Source organism: Streptomyces sp. NPDC102274, assembly GCF_044766385.1.
Taxonomy (GTDB): Bacteria; Actinomycetota; Actinomycetes; order Streptomycetales; family Streptomycetaceae; genus Streptomyces.
The window spans coordinates 179,844-197,488 of the sequence record NZ_JBIWLW010000008.1; the positions used below are offsets into that span (position 1 = coordinate 179,844).

Annotated in this window: 13 protein-coding genes; 8 read left to right on the plus strand and 5 right to left on the minus strand. The window is 70.3% G+C overall.

What is annotated here, in order from left to right; translation table 11 throughout:
• The first annotated feature begins 34 nt into the window (after window positions 1-34).
• Both glgA and ACIRQP_RS13830 read left to right on the plus strand, forming a co-directional pair.
• Window positions 35-1,216: a glycogen synthase gene (glgA, locus tag ACIRQP_RS13825; protein WP_403888285.1), complete on the plus strand. Its 1,182-nt coding sequence runs from the start codon at window positions 35-37 to the stop codon at window positions 1,214-1,216.
• 114 nt (window positions 1,217-1,330) lie between these two features.
• Entirely contained in the window at window positions 1,331-2,560 is a 1,230-nt protein-coding gene (locus ACIRQP_RS13830) for a helix-turn-helix domain-containing protein (protein ID WP_403888288.1), read from the plus strand.
• A 694-nt stretch (window positions 2,561-3,254) separates the two neighbouring features.
• On the opposite strand, the gene ACIRQP_RS13835 is transcribed toward ACIRQP_RS13830, so the two are convergent.
• From ACIRQP_RS13835 to ACIRQP_RS13855, 5 genes are all read right to left on the minus strand, one after another.
• Window positions 3,255-4,235: an ABC transporter permease gene (locus tag ACIRQP_RS13835; RefSeq protein WP_403888598.1), complete on the minus strand. Its 981-nt coding sequence runs from the start codon at window positions 4,233-4,235 to the stop codon at window positions 3,255-3,257.
• A gap of 47 nt (window positions 4,236-4,282) precedes the next feature.
• Window positions 4,283-5,248 carry an ABC transporter permease gene (locus ACIRQP_RS13840; RefSeq protein WP_403888291.1) on the minus strand — a complete coding sequence of 322 codons (966 nt, stop codon included), beginning with the start codon at window positions 5,246-5,248 and terminating at the stop codon, window positions 4,283-4,285.
• Window positions 5,241-6,755 (minus strand): sugar ABC transporter ATP-binding protein, encoded by a 1,515-nt coding sequence (locus tag ACIRQP_RS13845; RefSeq protein WP_403888294.1) that lies wholly within the window; start codon window positions 6,753-6,755, stop codon window positions 5,241-5,243. Before ACIRQP_RS13845 ends, ACIRQP_RS13840 begins: the two co-directional genes overlap by 8 nt.
• 1 nt (window position 6,756) lies before the next feature.
• Window positions 6,757-7,851 carry an ABC transporter substrate-binding protein gene (locus ACIRQP_RS13850; RefSeq protein ID WP_403888298.1) on the minus strand — a complete coding sequence of 365 codons (1,095 nt, stop codon included), beginning with the start codon at window positions 7,849-7,851 and terminating at the stop codon, window positions 6,757-6,759.
• Window positions 7,852-8,017: 166 nt separating this feature from the next.
• Window positions 8,018-9,091, minus strand: a complete 1,074-nt coding sequence (locus tag ACIRQP_RS13855) for a LacI family DNA-binding transcriptional regulator (protein ID WP_403888301.1) — start codon at window positions 9,089-9,091, stop codon at window positions 8,018-8,020.
• Between the two features lie 288 nt (window positions 9,092-9,379).
• Between ACIRQP_RS13855 and ACIRQP_RS13860 the strand changes: the two genes are divergently transcribed.
• The 6 genes from ACIRQP_RS13860 (at window position 9,380) to ACIRQP_RS13885 (ending at window position 17,628) form a co-directional block, all read left to right on the plus strand.
• A complete protein-coding gene (locus ACIRQP_RS13860) occupies window positions 9,380-11,965 on the plus strand; it encodes a PA14 domain-containing protein (protein WP_403888303.1) in 2,586 nt (861 codons plus the stop codon).
• A gap of 218 nt (window positions 11,966-12,183) precedes the next feature.
• Window positions 12,184-13,116 (plus strand): NADP-dependent oxidoreductase, encoded by a 933-nt coding sequence (locus tag ACIRQP_RS13865; RefSeq protein WP_403888306.1) that lies wholly within the window; start codon window positions 12,184-12,186, stop codon window positions 13,114-13,116.
• Window positions 13,113-13,898 carry a GNAT family N-acetyltransferase gene (locus ACIRQP_RS13870; protein ID WP_403888309.1) on the plus strand — a complete coding sequence of 262 codons (786 nt, stop codon included), beginning with the start codon at window positions 13,113-13,115 and terminating at the stop codon, window positions 13,896-13,898. The genes ACIRQP_RS13865 and ACIRQP_RS13870 overlap by 4 nt, the downstream gene beginning before the upstream one ends.
• A 142-nt stretch (window positions 13,899-14,040) precedes the next feature.
• A complete protein-coding gene (locus tag ACIRQP_RS13875; RefSeq protein ID WP_403888312.1) occupies window positions 14,041-15,549 on the plus strand; it encodes an SDR family NAD(P)-dependent oxidoreductase in 1,509 nt (502 codons plus the stop codon).
• A gap of 281 nt (window positions 15,550-15,830) precedes the next feature.
• The gene (locus ACIRQP_RS13880; protein WP_403888314.1) at window positions 15,831-16,004 is read left to right on the plus strand and encodes a hypothetical protein; all 174 of its coding nucleotides are present in this window, start codon (window positions 15,831-15,833) and stop codon (window positions 16,002-16,004) included.
• Window positions 16,005-16,467: 463 nt separating this feature from the next.
• Entirely contained in the window at window positions 16,468-17,628 is a 1,161-nt protein-coding gene (locus ACIRQP_RS13885) for a DUF6777 domain-containing protein (RefSeq protein ID WP_403888317.1), read from the plus strand.
• Window positions 17,629-17,645 lie beyond the last annotated feature (17 nt).

Sequence of the window (17,645 nt, forward strand, 5' to 3'; positions counted from 1 at the left end):
GGCTGCGATCGCCGGGCGAGAACGGGGGGATGGCGTGAGGCTCGGGCTGCTCACCCGCGAGTATCCGCCGGACGTCCACGGCGGTGCCGGCGTCCATGTGGAGCTCCTGGCACGGGAGTTGCGCTCCCTGACCGAGCTCGAAGTGCACTGCTGGGGCGACGGCGACACGGAGCCCGCGGCCGGGGTGGTACGCCACCGGGCCGCCGCCGGACTCGACGGAGCCCATGACGCGCTGCGCACCCTCTCGGTGGATCTGGCGATGGCCGCCGCCCTGGAGGGCCGCGACCTGGTCCACTCCCACACCTGGTACGCCAATCTCGCCGGCCATGTCGCCAAGCTGCTGTACGGCATCCCGCATGTGATGACCGTGCACTCCCTGGAGCCGCCGCGCTCCTGGAAGGCCGAGCAGCTCGGCGGCGGTTACGCCCTCTCCGGTTGGGCCGAACGCACGGCCGTCGAGGGCGCGGACGCCGTCATCGCCGTCTCCCGGGGCATGCGTGACGACCTCCTCGCCCGCTATCCCTCGCTCGACCCGGACAGGGTGCGGGTCGTCCACAACGGCATCGACACCCGCCTCTACCGCCCGGACCGGGGGACCGCCGTACTGGACCGGATCGGCATCGACCCCGACCGCCCCTTCGTACTCTTCGTCGGTCGTATCACCCGCCAGAAGGGCGTCCCGCATCTGCTGCGTGCCGCCCGAGCCCTCGACCCCGGCGCCCAGCTGGTGCTGTGCGCGGGCGCCCCGGACACCCCCGAGATCGGCGCGGAGTTCCGTGAGCTGGTCGAGGAACTGGGGCGGACGCGCGACGGTGTGCACTGGATCCCGGAGCTGCTGCCGCGCTCCGAGGTGGTCCAACTCCTCACCCACGCGACGGTGTTCGCCTGCCCCTCGGTGTACGAGCCGCTCGGCGTCGTCAGTCTGGAGGCGATGGCGTGCGGAACGGCCGTGGTCGCCTCGGCGGTCGGTGGAATCCCCGAGGTCGTCGACGACGGGGGTACGGGCCTGCTCGTGCCGTACGACGAACGCCACCCGGAGGCCTTCGAGTCGGGTCTCACCGAAGCGCTCAACCGCGTGCTCGACGATCCGGAGTCGGCGGCCAGGATGGGAGCGGCGGGCCGGCGGCGCGCGGTGCGGGAGTTCGGCTGGGACCAGGTGGCCCGCCGTACGTACGCGGTGTACGAGGAGCTGCTCACGTCCGCGCGGGGGTCCTGAATGCCCGGCTGCGCACAGCGGCCGCCGCGGGGAGGACCCTACGGTCGTCCCCGGTAGGACGGTGAAGCCCCCGGTATCTCCGCGGATGAGAGGTCGGAAGCTTTCCCAGGTTGGATGCCCTCTCGTCGGCGTACCGTTTACTGCGTGAGCAAGAAACTGGGATCGACACTACGTCGCCTTCGGAAGTTGTCCGACCTGACGCAAGAGCAACTGTCGGAACGATCCGCTGTGTCGGTCGACGTGATCCGCCACCTCGAACAGGGTCGGAAGAAGTCGGCTCTGCTACCCACACTTCACGCACTCGCTGACGCGTTGGGGGTCGAGCTGACCACGCTCCTGGGCGACCCCCCGGGCGCTCCGTCAACCGGCGAAGGGGATTCTCCCGCACTCGTCGCAGTGCGCCGTGCGATCACCCCACCACTCTTTTCAGCGCTACCGGACCCGTCCGAAGCCGAGGGGCTGTCCGTGTCTGTCCTGCGTGATCAGATCGCGGACGCGTGGTCGGACTACCATGCGGCAGAGTTCGACAGCCTGATGAAGTCGTTCCCGGGCATCGTCATGGATGCCCGCCGGCTCGTGGCCGCGGATCTGGCAGGCGCCCAGGCAGCACTCGGAAAGGTGCTCCAGCTCGGCGGACATCTCGCCGTGAGGCTGGGGAAGACCGATCTCGCACTCATGAGCCTCGAACGGGCGATAGCTGCGGCCGACGCGTCCTCCGACCCACTGCTGACTCCCATGATCTGTAACAGCGTGGCGTGGGCCTATCAGCGTCAGAACCGGCTGGACGACGCCACAGCCGTAGCGTTGCACGCTGCCGCCCGGGTAGAACGGGACCATCTTGGCACCGCGGAGGGGGTGCGTGTCTGGGGAGGGCTTCTGATGTCCGCTGCGACGAGCTTTGCTCGACGGGGCGATTACGACCGTGCCGACGAGATGATGCGCACTGCGGAGAAGGCCGCCGAACGCGTCGCCAAGTTGCCGGCCGAAGAAGACACGCGGATGGTGAGCGTCTTCAGTAAGTCGTCCGTGCGGATCGAACGCGTGCGTCTGGCAGTTCAGTTCGGACATCCGGAAGAGGCTCTCCGGTTGTCGAAGGGAATGCGGCTGGCGAAAGACACGCCCCCGTCGTGGCGCACGTGGCTGCTTCTCGACGTCGCACGCGCACACACGGATGTCGGAGACGCGGAGGGGGCGGTGCGCACGCTCAAAGCGCTCCGGAGAGTGACGCCTACGTGGATGCAGCATCACACTCTTGCCGTTGCCATCGTCGAGGACTTGTGGGCCCTGCCCAACCACCCCGAGGGACTGCGCTCCCTCGCGGAGTTTCTCGGGGTGGCCGATTAGCGTGACAAAACTAGGGTGCTGCATCCCTGGGGCTTTGGACTGACAGCGGAAACACTCGTCGCATCAAACCCCACGGCGGAGGTGCGGCGCATGCGTGACACACGATCGGTCCCGGGGGTGGGGAGCGGCCCTCGAACCCGACGGGAGAGCTGCTTCCGCCGCGCGGACCATAACGCTTGGAGTGCAGACCGCGTACAACGCATGGATCAAGCACACGCAGGGATGCAACGGCTGCCGAACGAACGGCGTCGACTGCGGAGAGGCGCGGGACCTCCGGGCCGCGTGGCGGAGCGCCAAGGAACTGGCGTCGTGACCACGACCATGACCATCTCCGTCTACCGTCTGAGTCCGGGCGGCGTGCGGACGACCGTCGTACCCCGCTACACCGTCCACCCCGCGAAAACGCGAGACAACAACCTGTCCGCTCTGTGGCCTCGGCCTCGGTGCGACTGCCCGATCCACCGGGAAGACACCGACGACCCGCGACCTCACACGGTGAAACAGTGAGGCACCGCGCCAAGGACGCGTACAAGACGCTCGCCGCGTGCTGTGCGGGCGTGTGGCTGCTGATGGCGGCGCTCGTCGCGCAGACTCCGTGCCCCGCGTCCCCCGCGCGGAGCGCGGAACGGGACAGGGCCGGCGCGGGTCACGGCCGTCGGCCCTGTCCCCGTCGCTGTCCTTGTCCTTGTCCTTGTCACAGCATCCGGCGTCTGCGGCCCAGCCAGGTCTGCGCGATCACCACCACCGCGAGGAACGCCCCGCTGACCACCTGCTGGTACGCGGAGTCGAGCGAGCCGATCTGGTTGATCACGTTCTGGATGACCTTCAGCAGCAGTACGCCGACGAGCGAGCCGCTGATGAAGCCGAAGCCACCGGTCAGCAGCGTGCCGCCGATGACGACGGCCGAGATCGCCTCCAGCTCCATTCCCGCACCGAGGATGGTCACCCCCGACACCAGCCACGCCGCGTTGAGCGCGCCGGCCAGGCCCGCGCAGAGGCCGGAGAGGGTGTAGACGGCGATCTTCGTACGGGCCACCGGCGCGCCCATCAGCGCCGCCGCGTCCTCGTTGCCGCCCACCGCGTACACATACTGCCCGAAGCGGCTGCGGCGCAGCGCGATCGCGCCCAGGACGAAGAGCGCCACGGTGATCCATACCGGCAGGCCGATCCCGAGCAGTTTGTCCTGGCCGAGGCGGGCGAAGAAGGACCGCTCGTCCACCAGGTAGGTCTTCGAGCCCTCGTCGGTGACCGACAGCAGGACTCCGCGCGCCAGCAGCATCGCGGCCAGCGTCACGATGAACGGCGCCAGCCGGGCCCGTGCGATCAGCAACCCGTTGACCAGGCCGATCAGTCCGCACACCGCGAGTGGCAGCAGCAGGGCGACCGCCGTTCCGTACTGCGAGCCCCACGCGGCGAGCACCCCGCCGAGCGCGAACAGCGAGCCCACCGAGAGATCGATCCCGCCGGTGATGATGACGAAGGTCATGCCGAGGGCGACCACGGCGAGGAAGGCAGAAGAGACCGCCATGTTCTCCAGGTTGTCGCCCGTCAGGAAGGTGTCGAAGCCGATCGAGGCGGCGACGGCCACCAGGACGAGGGTGACGAGCGCGCCGTGCTGCTGGGCGAGCGCGCTGAGGCGTTCGGCCCGGCTCGCGCCGAGCGGTTCCTCCTCCAGCGGCGGGAGGCCCTGCTCCCTGGGTCCGGTCCCGGTCCGCACAGTGGTCACCGCTTCCCCCGTTCCCGTGCCGCGTAGACCGCGAGCACGATCACCACGGCCTGCGCGATCTGCGTCCAGGACGGCGGCAGATCGTGCTTGATGAGCGTGGCGGTCAGCAACTGGATGAGTACGGCGCCCGCCACCGTGCCGCCGATCCTGATCCGGCCTCCGCTCAGCGGTGTACCGCCCACCACCACCGCGGTGATCGCGGACAGTTCCATCAGGGTTCCGAGTGACGTCGGGTCACTCGCCTGGAGCCGCGCCGTGGCCAGTACACCGGCGATCGCGGCGAGCACACCCGAGCAGATGTAGACGATGATCAGCACCCTGCGCACCGGGAGACCGGCGAGCTTCGCCGCCGGCCGGCTGTCGCCGATCGCGAGCAGCTGCCGGCCGAAGGTCGTGCGCCGTACGGTGAAGGCGACGGCGAGCGCCAGCACGGCCGCGATCAGCACCAGATAGGGGATGCCGAGCAGATCGCCGGAGCCCAGCGAGGCCATCGCCGGGTCCCGTACGTCCTTGAGCTGGGGGAGCAGCACCAGCGCGATGCCGCGCCCCGCGACCATCAGCGCCAGGGTCGCCACGATCGGCTGCACCCCGATGAACGCGATCAGCGAGCCATTGGCGAGTCCCACGACGGCCCCGCCGATGACCGCCACGATCAGCGCGATCCACGGCCCGTACCCCAGATAGAGGGAGAGCAGGGACGTCGACAGCGCCATCACCGAGCCGACGGAGAGATCCACCCCCTCGCTGCCGATGGCCAGCGCCATGCCGAGCGCCACGATCAGGACGGGCGCGACCTGTACGGCCTGAGTACGGAAGTTCTCCGCGGACAGGAAGTGCGGGGTGAAGAGGACGTTGGCCAGCAGCAGTACGGCCACGCCGGCGTATACGCCGTACTCCTGGAGGAGCGCCAGCAGCCGTGCGCGGTCGAGCGGTACGCGCCTGGGCGCCGCCAGGTCAGTCATCGCGGGCTCCCCCCTGCGAGGCGATGGCGTGCAGCAGCCGGTCCTCCGTCACCTCGGTCCCGGTCAGCTCCGCGACCACGGCGCCGTCCTTGAGGACCACGACGCGGTCGGATCCCTCGATCAGTTCCTCCATGTCGGACGAGATCAGCAGCACCCCGAGCCCCTCGCCGGCGAGCTCGTCGATCAGCCGCTGCACCTCGGCCTTGGCCCCGACGTCGATGCCCCGGGTCGGCTCGTCCAGCAGCAGGACCTTGGGCCGCATCGCGAGCCAGCGAGCGAGGAGCACCTTCTGCTGATTGCCCCCGGACAGTTCACCGACCTTCTGGTGCGGCCCCGACGCCTTGATCCGCAGCCGCTTCATAAAGGTGTCCACCACCCGGTCGATCCGGGCGTCGTCGACCAGACCGAAGCGGGAGAGCCCCGGCAGCGCGGCCAAGGCGATGTTCTCCCGTACGGACAGTCCGGGAACGATGCCCTCGGCCTTGCGGTCCTCGGGCAGCAGACTGATGCCCGCCCGGATCGCGGCGGGCGTGGAGCCGGTACGCACCGGCTGCCCGGCCACCAGCACCCGGCCCGAGTCGGGCGGCAGCGCCCCGGCGATGGCCTTCGCGGTCTCGCTGCGGCCCGAACCGAGCAGCCCGCCGAGCCCCACCACCTCACCGGGACGCACTCGCACCGACACTCCGTCCAGGTGGTGACGTACCGTCAAGTCCATTGCCTCAAGGACGGGTTCGGTACCGGTGTCATGGCCGCCGGTGAACTTGGTAAGGCCCTCGCCACGCACCTCGCTCATCTCACGACCCAGCATCAGCGACACCAGCGTCAGCCGGTCGAGTTCCGCGATCGGACCCGTGTGGACCCGCTTGCCGTCCCGCAGAACGGTGACCGTGTCGCAGACCTCGTAGAGCTCGTCCAGCCGGTGGCTGACGTAGACCACCGCGATCCCGCGCTCCTTGAGCATCCTGATCACACCGAACAGGGTGCGGACCTCGCGCGGTTCGAGCGAGGAGGTGGGCTCGTCCATGATGACCACCCGCGCGTCGACCGAGACGGCCCGCGCCAGCGCCACCATCTGCTGGGCGCCGACGCCGAGCGTGCGCAGGGGCCGCCGTACGTCGACGCGCAGCCCGAGCGCCCGTAGCGCCTCGTCCGCCTCCCGGTGCATCCGGCCGAAGTCGATCAGCCCGAGCCCGCCGCGGGGCTCGCGCCCCAGGAAGAGATTGCGGGCCACGCTCATCAGCGGGACGAGATTGACCTCCTGGTAGATGGTGGAGATCCCGGCGTGCTGCGCCTCCAGCGGGGTGGCGAAGCGCACCGGCTCGCCCCGGAAGAGGATCTCGCCCTCGTCCGGCCGGTACACCCCCGTGAGCAGCTTGATGAGGGTGGACTTGCCGGCGCCGTTCTCACCGATCAGCGCGTGGACCTCGCCGGGCCCGATGGCGAAGTCCACGCCGTCCAGGGCCCGCGCGCCGGGGAAGGTCTTCGACAGGCCGGTCACCGACAGCACGTCAGTAGGCCTTGCCCAGGTCGGACGTGGCGTTCGCCTCGGTGTAGGCGCTGTCCTGGATGACGATGTCCTGGGCGACCTCCTCGCCCTTGGTGAACGTGTCGAGGGTCTGGAAGGCCAGCGGCCCGAAGCGCGGGTTGGACTCGATGACCCCGGAGATCCAGCCGTCCACGATGCCCTGCACGGCGTTGCGGGTGCCGTCGACCGTCACGATCTTGACGTCCCCCGCCTTCTTGCCCGCGCTCTTCAGGGCGTTGACGGCGCCGAGGCCCATCTCGTCGTTCTCGGCGTAGATCCCGGTGATGTCCGGGTTCGACTGGATGAGCTGCTCGGTGACCTGCTGGCCCTTCTCCCGCGCGAACTCACCCGTCTGCTCGAACACCACTTCCAGGCCGGGGGCCTTGGCCGCGATCTGGTCCTTGAACCCCTTCGTACGCTCGGTGGTGACGTTGTTTCCGGCCGCTCCGAGCAGAATCGCGACCTTGCCCTTGCCCCCGGTCGCCTCGATCATGCGGTCCGCGGCGCGCTTGCCCTGCTCGATGAAGTCCGAGCCGATGAAGCTCACATAGTCCTTGCAGGCGGTCGCGTTGATCTTCCGGTCGATGGTGACGATCGGGATCTTCTTGGCTGCCGCCGTGCGCAGCACCGGGCCCCAGCCGTCGGAGTTCAGCGGGGCGATCACCAGCAGGTCCGCGCCCTTGGCGATCAGGTCCTGGACATCGCTGATCTGCTTGGAGAACTGCGTCTGGGCGTTGGCGGTGAGGAGCTTGATACCGCGCTTCTCCGCCTCGGCCTTGATGGAGGCGGTCTCCGCGATCCGGAAGGGGTTGGCCTCCTTCTCGGACTGGGAGAAGCCGACGGTCGCGCCGGAGAGATCCATCTTCTCGCCGCCGAACCGCTCGACGGTGCAGGTCTCGGAGCTTCCGGCGCTGGGCGAGGCGACCACCTGGCCCGCGTCCGCCCCGGCGGAGGCGCTCTTGTCGCCGGAGGCGTCGTCCTCGGACTTCGCGCAGCCGGTGAGCGCGAGCGTGGCGGCCAGGCTCGCGGCCAGAACGGTCGTGGTGGTGGTGGTGCGGCGGACGGCGGAAGGCTTCATGGCGGAACCCCATCTCGGCGCGGCCCCGGCGCGCAGGGCGCTCACGGGAGGTCAACTCGTACAGAGGTGCTGTGCGTTGAGATCGTTCGGAAGGGTTTTTACATCGTTGTACGGAGCCTGTAAACCCTTCGCGCGATAACGGCGGAGAACACCCGGAGCGCCGCGGTCACCCCCGGCCGACCGTGCTCTCCCGCTCCACCAGCCGGAAATCGGCCCGGAGTTCACGTGCGCGCGTGCTCCCGGGGGGCCTGGCCCCACCTGGAGCCTCTTGGTCATCGGCGGTGCTCGCCGTCTCCCCCCGGACAGGACCTAGCCGCTCCACCAGCGACTGCACGGCGAGCCGGGCGATGGTCTGCTTGTCGGGCGAGATCGTGGTCAATGTCACCGTGCCGTAGCGGCCCTCGGTGATGTCGTCGAAGCCCACCACCGCGACATCCTCGGGAACCCGCAGCCCGCGCTCCGACAGCACCCGCATCGCGCCGATGGCGATCAGGTCGTTGTACGCGAAGACCGCGTCCGGCAGCGCCCCGGAGTCCAGCAGGCGTGCCATCGCCGCGGCGCCGTCCGGGTGGTCCCACCCCCCGGTCGGGGCGATCATCGAGTCCGGCGCGGGCAGCCCGGCCTCGGTCAACTCCGCGCGCCAGCCGCGCAGCCGGAGATGCGAGGGTTCATTGACCCGGTCGGTCCGCGCGCCCAGGAAGGCGATCCTCGACCGGCCCACGGCGAGCAGATGCCGTATCGCGGTCCTGGCGGCCGCGACATTGTCGATCGCGATGTGGTCGTACGGCAGGTCGTACTCCCGCTCGCCGAGCAGTACGAGCGGCGCGTCGTGGTCGCGGCCGAGCAGATCCTCCCGTTCCAGCTCGATGGGGCTCAGGATCAGTCCGTCGATGACCTGCGCCCGGAACCCCTGGCTGACCAGGATCTCCTGTTCCCGGCGGCCCCCGGTGTGGTCGAGCAGCACGGTGTACTCGTGCTCGGCGGCCACGTCGATGACCGCGCCCGCCAGTTCGGCGAAGTACGGGTTGCCCAGCTCGGGCACCGCCAGCGCCAGGATTCCCGTACGGCCCTTGCGCAAATGACGGGCCGTCAGATTCGGCCGGTAGCCCAGCTCGTCTATCGCCCGCTGCACCTTGGCCCGCATCGCCGGGGTGACATGACGGTAGTTGTTGACCACATTCGAGACGGTCTTGATGGAGACGCCCGCTCGTTCCGCGACGTCCTTGAGGCTGACGGACACCCGCACTTCCCCTCCGGGGCGGGCCCGCGGGCCCGCCCCCTGCCCTGTTCGTACATCGATGGATATGGCGCCGGCCCGCACTCTGTCGTGACCCTGGACAGCGGGCGGAACGGCATGTTGTCATGCCAACTGCCGTTCCTTCCAACGTTGTACAGACTGTCGCAACGAGCCGCCACCCCAGTGTCCCTCCCGGCGGTGTCCTCCCGTCACGACGTCCGGCACGCACCCGACGCCGTTCCCCGACGGGCGGACACCACCGGTCGGGGGCGCTGGCCACAAGGAGGACATGTGCGCATCCGAAGAAAACTGGCTCTCCTGCTCGCCGTCGTTCTGGGCTTCGCGGGACTCACCGCGGTCCCCGCGGCCTCGGCCGCCGACGACACGGTCGAGGCCCATGGGCTCAAGGGTGAGTACTACACCCAGTCCGCCCCCGGAGCCTTCGACTTCCATGAACTCAAGGCCACCGGGTTCGACCCGTCCATCGACTTCGCCACTCTGGAACCGAGGCTGACGGCCGCCACCGGGCGGGCCGACGACGTCACCGTGCGCTGGACCGGAAAAATCGTTCCGGCCACCACCGGCGCGCACACCTTCTCGATGATCGGCGACAACGGATTCCGGCTCTGGATCGACGGCCGGCTCGCCATCGACCACTGGGTCGACGACTGGGAGAAGGAGCAGACCTCCCCGCCCGTCGAGCTCACCGCGGACCGGGCCTACAACATCAAGGTGGAGTACTTCGAGCACTACGGGGGTTCCAACCTCCACCTGCGGTGGACCGAGCCCGGCGGCGGCAAGCGTCCGGTGCCCCAGTCCGCGTTCCGGCTGCCCGACGGCTTCGCGTACGACGGCGCCACCTCCGCCACCGTGCTGCCGGACGGCCGCACCCTGCGGCTCGACTTCGTCCAGGAGCTCGCCGCCCCGCCCGCCGGCCTCGTCTCCCATCTCAGCGCGATCATCGGCGGCGCGGCCTGGCCGCTGGGGAGCGTGCGGAGCGACCCCAAGGACGCCAGGCGGCTGCTGGTCACCCTGAAGGAACCCGTCGTCGGCAAGGGCGGCTCCGCCGATCTGCGCTACGACGGCGCGGGCGGGCTCGCCGCCCAGCAGGGCAAGCCGGTCGCGGCCTTCTGGAGCAGCGGGCCCAACACCTCGGAGTACCAGCTCTCCACCCCCTGGGCCAAGGAGGTGGGCCCCGGGAACGCGCTCCCCGAGTACCCCCGGCCGCAGCTGACCCGCGACGCGTGGCAGAACCTCAACGGACAGTGGCAGTTCGCCGCCGCCGAGAAGGGCGAGCGCCCGCCGGTCGGCACCACACTGCGCGAGCGGATCCTCGTCCCGTACCCCGTGGAATCACAGCTCTCCGGGATCGAACGGCACGAGGACCGGATGTGGTACCGCCGCACCTTCACCGTGCCGCCGAACTGGCGGGTAGGCCAGGACAAGCGGCTGAACCTCAACTTCGACGCCGTCGACTGGCAGTCCGAGGTGTACGTCAACGGCACCAAGGTGACCGAGCACAAGGGCGGTTACGACCGGTTCAGCGTCGATGTCACCGACGCGCTCAAGCCCGGCCGCACCCAGGAGCTGATCGTCGGCGTCTACGACCCGACCGATGCCGCGGACGGCGAGAACCCGCCCGTCGGCAAGCAGCGCCTGGACCCGAGCGGCATCTGGTACACCCCCTCCTCCGGTATCTGGCAGACCGTCTGGATGGAACCGGTCGCCGCCGACCATGTCGGCTCGCTGGGGCTCACCCCCGATGTCGCGGCCGAGAAGCTCGCGGTCGAGGTACGCGGGATACGGGACGGTGTGCCGGTCACGGCCACCGCGTACGACGGAAAGCGCACGGTCGGCACGGTCACCGGCCGCACCGGAAGCACGCTGAGCGTGCCGGTCCGCGACCCGCGTCTGTGGTCGCCGGACGATCCCCATCTCTACCGGCTGGAAGTGACGGCCGGCAAGGACAAGGTCGGCAGCTACTTCGGGATGCGCTCCCTCACGGTCGAGAAGGTCGACGGCGTGCCGCGCACGGTGCTCAACGGCAAGCCGACCTTCCTGATGGCCACACTCGACCAGGGCTTCTGGCCCGACGGGCTGCACACCGCGCCGACCGACGAGGCGCTCGCGTACGACCTCAAGAAGCACAAGCAGCTCGGCTTCAACTCCGTACGCAAACACATCAAGGTCGAGCCGGACCGGTGGTTCTACTGGGCGGACCGGCTCGGACTGCTGGTCTGGCAGGACATGCCGGCGATGAACACGATCACGCCGAACGCCGCGTCCCGCGCCCAGTACGAACACGAGATGAAGGAGATGATCGACCAGCACAGCAGCAGCCCCTCGGTGGTCATGTGGGTCACCTTCAACGAGGGCTGGGGCCAGTACGACCAGGCGCGGATCGCCGACCAGGCCAAGGCGTGGGACCCGAGCCGGCTGGTCAACAACATGAGCGGGGTCAACTGCTGCGGCGCGGTGGACGGCGGCAACGGCGACATCGCCGACGCCCACGGCTATCCGAGCCCGCAACTGCCCGCGCCCGACGGGAAACGGGCGCTGGTCAGCGGGGAGTACGGCGGACTGGGGCTGGCGGTGCCCGGCCACGCCTGGCCGGTGCAGCACACCTATGTGGGTGTCGACCAGGCCGCGTACACCGACGAGTATCTGGCCCAGCTCGGCAATGTGCGCAAGCTCGCCTGCCAGGGGAGCAATGGCGCGGTCTACACCCAGATCACCGATGTGGAGGGCGAGCTGAACGGACTGCTCACCTACGACCGCAAGGTGATGAAGCCCGATGTCAAGCGGCTCAAGGCGGCGCATGACGCGCTGATCCGTGACGCCTCCGACCCGGCGTCGATGGAGTGCGCCACCTCCTGATCCGCCCCCGGCCCCGGTCCGCCCGCATGCCGGGCGGGCCGGGGCTCAGGCACGTCGCACGCCGCGGCTCCTGAACACCGGGCTCCATGAACACCGGGCTCCATGAACACCGTGTGACCTCGGGAATAGGCTGGCCGGTGATCCACCTTGAACCAGCTGTTGCCCAGTCCGACGTAGGCGGCGGCAACGGAAGCCAGCGGCCAGAACGAGGAGCCCCGATGCCCAAGGCCACGTCCAAGGCGTATGTCTTCACCCGGCACGGCGGTCCGGAGGTGGAGACCTTCGTCGACCGGCCGACGCCGAGCCCCGGCCCCGGCCAGCTGCTGGTGGCCGTACGCGCGGCGGGCGTGAACCCCGTCGACTGGAAGCTGCGCGACGGCTACCGCCGCCCCGGCTCGCCGCCCGCCTCGCCGCCCGAGGCGCTGGGCAGTGAGGCCGCCGGTGTGGTCGAGGAGATCGGCGCGGGCGTCGAGGGCTTCGCCGTGGGTGACGCGGTCTTCGGCTCCACCCTCACCGGCGGATACGCCGAGTACACCCTGCTGCCGGTCGGGATCACCGCGCACAAGCCGGACGCGCTGTCGTTCACGGACGCGGCCGTACTGCCGGTCGCGGCGGCGACCGCGTACGACGCCGTACGCCAGGCCGATCTGCCGCCCGGCGCCACCCTGCTGGTCACCGGCGCCGGCGGGGGTGTGGGGGTGGCGGCCGTCCAGCTCGCGCGCGGCTCCGGCCTGCGGGTCATCGGCACCGCGAGCGCGGGCAAGAAGGAGTTCGTCGAGTCCCTGGGCGCCGTCCATGTGCCGCCGGGACCCGGCCTCGCCGCGCGCGTACGGGACGTGGCGCCCGACGGTGTCGACGCCGTCCTCGACCTCGTCGGCGGCGACGATCTCAGGGCCGCGGCCGAGCTGCTGGTGGACCGTACGAAACTGCTCAGCGTGGCGGACAAGGCGACGGTTCCCCAGCTCGGCGGGGCGGCGGTCGTACGGCAGCGGACGGCCGCGGTCCTCGACGAGGTCGCGAAGCTCGTGGTGAGCGGCGCCCTGCGGCCGTTCGTGACCCGGACCTTCCCGCTGGAGCGCGCGGCCGAGGCGCTGCGCACGGTCGAGGCGGGGCACGTGCGGGGAAAGATCGTGATCGAGGTCGGCGCATGAGCGGCACGCCCGGGTCCATATCCCGCACGCCCGCGCCCCGTGCGCCGGAGCCGTCCCCGGTCGTGTCGGGCCATCCGCTGGACCATCCCGCGCTGGCCTCGCTCACCGGACCGCACGCGCACTTCGCCGAGCGGCGCGGCCGGCTGCTGCGCTATCCGCCCGACGTCTCGCCGTGGCTCGCGCTGCCGGACGCCCCCGACGCCGAGGACTGGGCCGACGCCGCCGCGCTCGCGGGCCCCGGCGGATCCCTGTCGCTCGCGGGCTTCCTGGTTCCGCCGCCCGACGACTGGGAGGTCACCTTCAGCGCCGACGGAGTGCAGCTCGTCGGCACGGACATCAGGACCGCTCCGGACGAGGAAGCCGTCCTGCTCGGTCCCGCCGATGTGCCGGAGATCCTCGACCTGGTCGAGCGCACCCAGCCGGGCCCGTTCCTGGCGCGCACCATCGAGATGGGCACGTATCTCGGCATCCGCCGCGAAGGGGCGCTGGCGGCGATGGCGGGGGAGCGGCTGCACCCGCCGGGCTGGACGGAGATCAGCGCCGTCTGCACCGACCCCGCGTTCCGCGGCCAGGGCCTGGCGGCCCGCCTCGTCCTCGCCGTCGCCGACTCGATCCGCGCCCGCGGTGAGCAGCCGTTCCTGCACGCGGCGGCGTCCAACACCAACGCCATCCGGCTGTACGAGAACCTCGGCTTCCGGCTGCGCCGGACGACGAGGTTCCTCGGGGTCCGGGTCCCGGCCGGTGAGTCCCGAAGCGTCCGGGCCGGAGCCGGGACCGGCTAAGATGGTGGGATTTTGTTGGCCCCCGGCGCGTCGGTATGCTCCTGACCTGCGGGGATGGTCGCAATAGCCATGAAAAGCCCCATCGGGGACTCCGGCGTACGAGTGACCCCGGTGTACGAGTGATCGAGGAACGGCAACAGCGATGACGGTGACAGAGGACAGCCCGGCGTACGGCGACAGCCGGCCGTACGCCGAGAGCCCGGTGCATGCCGAGAGCCAGGAGTACGGTCCCGGCATCGACCCCGAGCGCCTGGCCGTCTGTCTGGCCGTGCTCGACGAACTCGACAAGCTGGATGTCGACCACCCCGACGCGATCGCGGTCCGGCGGGCCACCGCCGGCGTCTACCGGACCGTCAAGCAGCGCCGTCGCCAGGAGCGCAGGGCCGCCAAGACCGCCCATGACAAGTCCGTCACCGAGGCCACCGCCACCGGCTCCGCCGAGCGCATCGACGACGAGACCCAGGGCCTGCTGCCCTCCTCCTCGGTCAGCGGCGAGATCGCGGGCATACTCCGGCGCCCCCGCTCCTGCTACATCTGCAAGACCCGCTACACCGAGGTCGACGCCTTCTACCACCAGCTCTGCCAGTCGTGCGCCGCCGAGAACCGGGCCCGCCGTGACGCCCGTACGGACCTCACCGGACGGCGCGCGCTGCTCACCGGCGGCCGGGCGAAGATCGGTATGTACATCGCGCTGCGGCTGCTGCGCGACGGCGCCCACACCACCATCACCACCCGCTTCCCGGGCGACGCCGTCCGCCGCTTCAAGGCGATGCCGGACAGTGACGAGTGGATCCACCGCCTCAAGATCGTCGGCATCGATCTGCGGGATCCCGCGCAGGTCGTCGCCCTCGCCGACTCCGTCGCCGCCGAGGGCCCGCTGGACATCCTGATCAACAACGCCGCGCAGACGGTACGCCGCTCTCCGCAGGCGTACAGCGAACTGCTGGCGGCCGAGTCCGCGCCGCTGCCCGCGGGCGAACTCCCGGCCTCCCAGGTCATCGGGGCGTTCGGCAGCGGTGCCCAGGCCGTACTGCCCGCCGTCGGCGCCGAGGCGCTGAGCGCCTCCGATGTCACCGGGCTCGCGCTCGTCGGCGGCTCCGCGACGCTCGCCAGGATCGAGGCGGGCACGGCGATCGACGCCGGGGGCCTGGTGCCCGACCTGCACGACACCAACAGCTGGGTCCAGACGGTCTCCGAGGTCGACGCGGTCGAACTGCTCGAAGTCCAGTTGTGCAATTCCACCGCGCCCTTCATCCTGATCAGCAGGCTGCGTCCCGCGATGGCCGCGGCCGAGGCGGCCCGTGCCTACGTGGTGAACGTCTCCGCGATGGAGGGAGTCTTCAGCCGTGGTTACAAGGGCGCGGGTCATCCCCACACCAACATGGCCAAGGCCGCGCTGAACATGCTGACCCGTACCAGCGCCCAGGAGATGTTCGAGAGCGACGGCATCCTGATGACCGCCGTCGACACGGGATGGATCACCGACGAGCGCCCGCATCCGGACAAGATGCGGCTGGCCGACGAGGGTTTCCACGCCCCGCTCGACCTGATCGACGGCGCGGCCCGGGTGTATGACCCGATCGTGCGGGGCGAGAGTGGCGAGGATCTGTACGGCTGCTTCCTCAAGGACTACGCGCCCGCCGACTGGTAAACCGCGAACGGCTGCCGGTGGACTCATAGCCCGTCAGATCACCACTCGGCCCAGCGGCCGTGGGCCGAGTGGCCGGAATTTCACTCGAATGCCAGCCCTATCGAGCGGGTTGGCGCTCATATGGTTACTCTGGTGCGAACGGACGGCCAATCAGGGGATACACCATCCCCACGGCTGTGCTGGGACAGGCCCACCACCAGGGCGCGGTCCCGTCCGACAACGGCGCCACCGCGACGGAAACGTGTCCTGTCCCAGAGTTACGCGACACAGAGGAGTGCGCGGTGACACCAGATCTCACAAAACACGAGCAGCGCCCGGCGGAGTACGTCGAGCGGACCCGTCGGCCCGAGAAGAAACTCGGAAATCTCGAAGTGTGGGCCAGGTCGGCTCCGATCAGACTGGCCGGCTACGAGGACGACCTCGCGGAGCCGCACATCCTGCCCGGTATCGACTGACCCACCAGACCGACTGACCCACCGAATCGACCGACCGATCGCTGTACGTCCCGTACCCCCCCGCAACGGCCGGGGTACGGGACGACGCGTGGCACTCCGACGACGACACCGACTCCAGGTGCCGGCGGTGAGGCGGCCCGGCAGTGAACCGGCCCGGCGTGCGGCCGAGCCGTTTGGCGTACCAGCTCCGGAGGACCGGTACCGGCGGGCCCTCGAGCCGGGTGTGCCGGCGGCCGGCCCGCCGGCACACGACGGCGTGCTGGCCATCTCCACCGGGCTGACCTGCGCGGACATCCCTCATCCCGCCCCGGACGTGAACGTGTTCAAGCGTTGCGAACGAGCGCGTGCCGCCGCCTGAACGCGTTCAAGTCCCAGGCCTGTCGTCCCTGTTCCCGCTTGCGGAGTGGGGAGGGATCCGGCACACATAAGGGGACATCCATGGAGGAAGAGTCGGGAGATTCTGGTGCGCTCACCCCACCGTCGTCGGTATGTCGCGTTCGCCGTGCTGTCCGCGGGGATTCTGATCACGGCCGGCTGTGGTGGGGACGAGGGTGGCGAGGATGTGGCGGGCGCCGAGGAGTTGCTGCTCCAGCCGGCCGCCGATCCGGGCCCCGATCCGTTCACACGGTCCACCGTGAGCCCCGATGCCGTGGCCACTCCGGCGGTCCGGCCCGCGTCGCCGGACCGGGGCGGGGCGGGCGGCACCGCTCGGGCGCCGCGCGCCCTGCCGGGCTCCACACCGGGGCTCTACGGCGGCACCTCCGTCGCCAGCTGTGAGGTGGAGCGGCAGACCCGTCTCCTCACCCAGGACCGGACGAAGGCCCGCGCCTTCGCCGAGGGAGCGGGTGTCACCCAGGCGTCCGTCCCCGACTTCCTGCGCGGACTCACCCCCGTGGTGCTGCGGCCCGACATCCGGGTGACGAGCCACGGCTACCGCGACCGGTCCGCCGCCGCCTTCCAGTCCGTACTGCAAGCGGGCACCGCCGTCATGGTGGACAACCGGGGCGTGCCCAGGGTGCGCTGCGCCGACGGCAGTCCGCTGAGTCCGCCGATCGCGGCCAGGGGTTCCGTGCGGTACCGGGGCGAGAAATGGAAGGGCTATCTGCCCGAGCGGGTCGTCGTCATCAATCGCACCCCCGAGGTCGTCACCAGCCTGATCATCGTCGACCTGGCCGCCAACATGTGGATCGAGCGGCAGATCGGCACCGAGGGCCGGCGGGACAAGCCGCCCCAGGTGCCGCCGCAGTACGGTCCGGAGGCCGACATCACGGACCCGGACGCGGTGAAGCCGCCGCAGCCCGGCATGCCCGAGGCCCCCGCCGGCGTGGGATCGACGTCCGGTGATGCCTCGCGAGGCAATCCCCCGGGCAACCCCCCGGGCCAGGGCCGGGCCGTGCCGGACCAGCCGCGGGACGCGCCGCTCGTACCGGACGACGGGGTGGTCCCGCCCGACGGTCCGGTGGAGCCGGAGCGGGGCGGCGGCGACCCCGCGTTGTCCGATGACGAGATTCTGACGGGCCCGGACGACCTCGTGCCGGTCCCCGGCGACGAGTTGTCCGCCCCGTCGCTGAAGGGCCCGCAGTCGGTCGACGAGCCGGTCCGTCCCGATGCGTTCGCGGGCTGACCGTTGGGTCCGAGGCT

Coding starts and splice junctions, on each gene's coding strand:
- ACIRQP_RS13830 (WP_403888288.1), top strand. CDS start 1,331: ATGCCCTCTCGTCGGCGTACCGTTTACTGCGTGAGCAAGAAACTGGGA.
- ACIRQP_RS13840 (WP_403888291.1), bottom strand. CDS start 5,248: ATGACTGACCTGGCGGCGCCCAGGCGCGTACCGCTCGACCGCGCACGG.
- ACIRQP_RS13850 (WP_403888298.1), bottom strand. CDS start 7,851: ATGAAGCCTTCCGCCGTCCGCCGCACCACCACCACCACGACCGTTCTG.
- ACIRQP_RS13865 (WP_403888306.1), top strand. CDS start 12,184: ATGCCCAAGGCCACGTCCAAGGCGTATGTCTTCACCCGGCACGGCGGT.
- ACIRQP_RS13870 (WP_403888309.1), top strand. CDS start 13,113: ATGAGCGGCACGCCCGGGTCCATATCCCGCACGCCCGCGCCCCGTGCG.
- ACIRQP_RS13875 (WP_403888312.1), top strand. CDS start 14,041: ATGACGGTGACAGAGGACAGCCCGGCGTACGGCGACAGCCGGCCGTAC.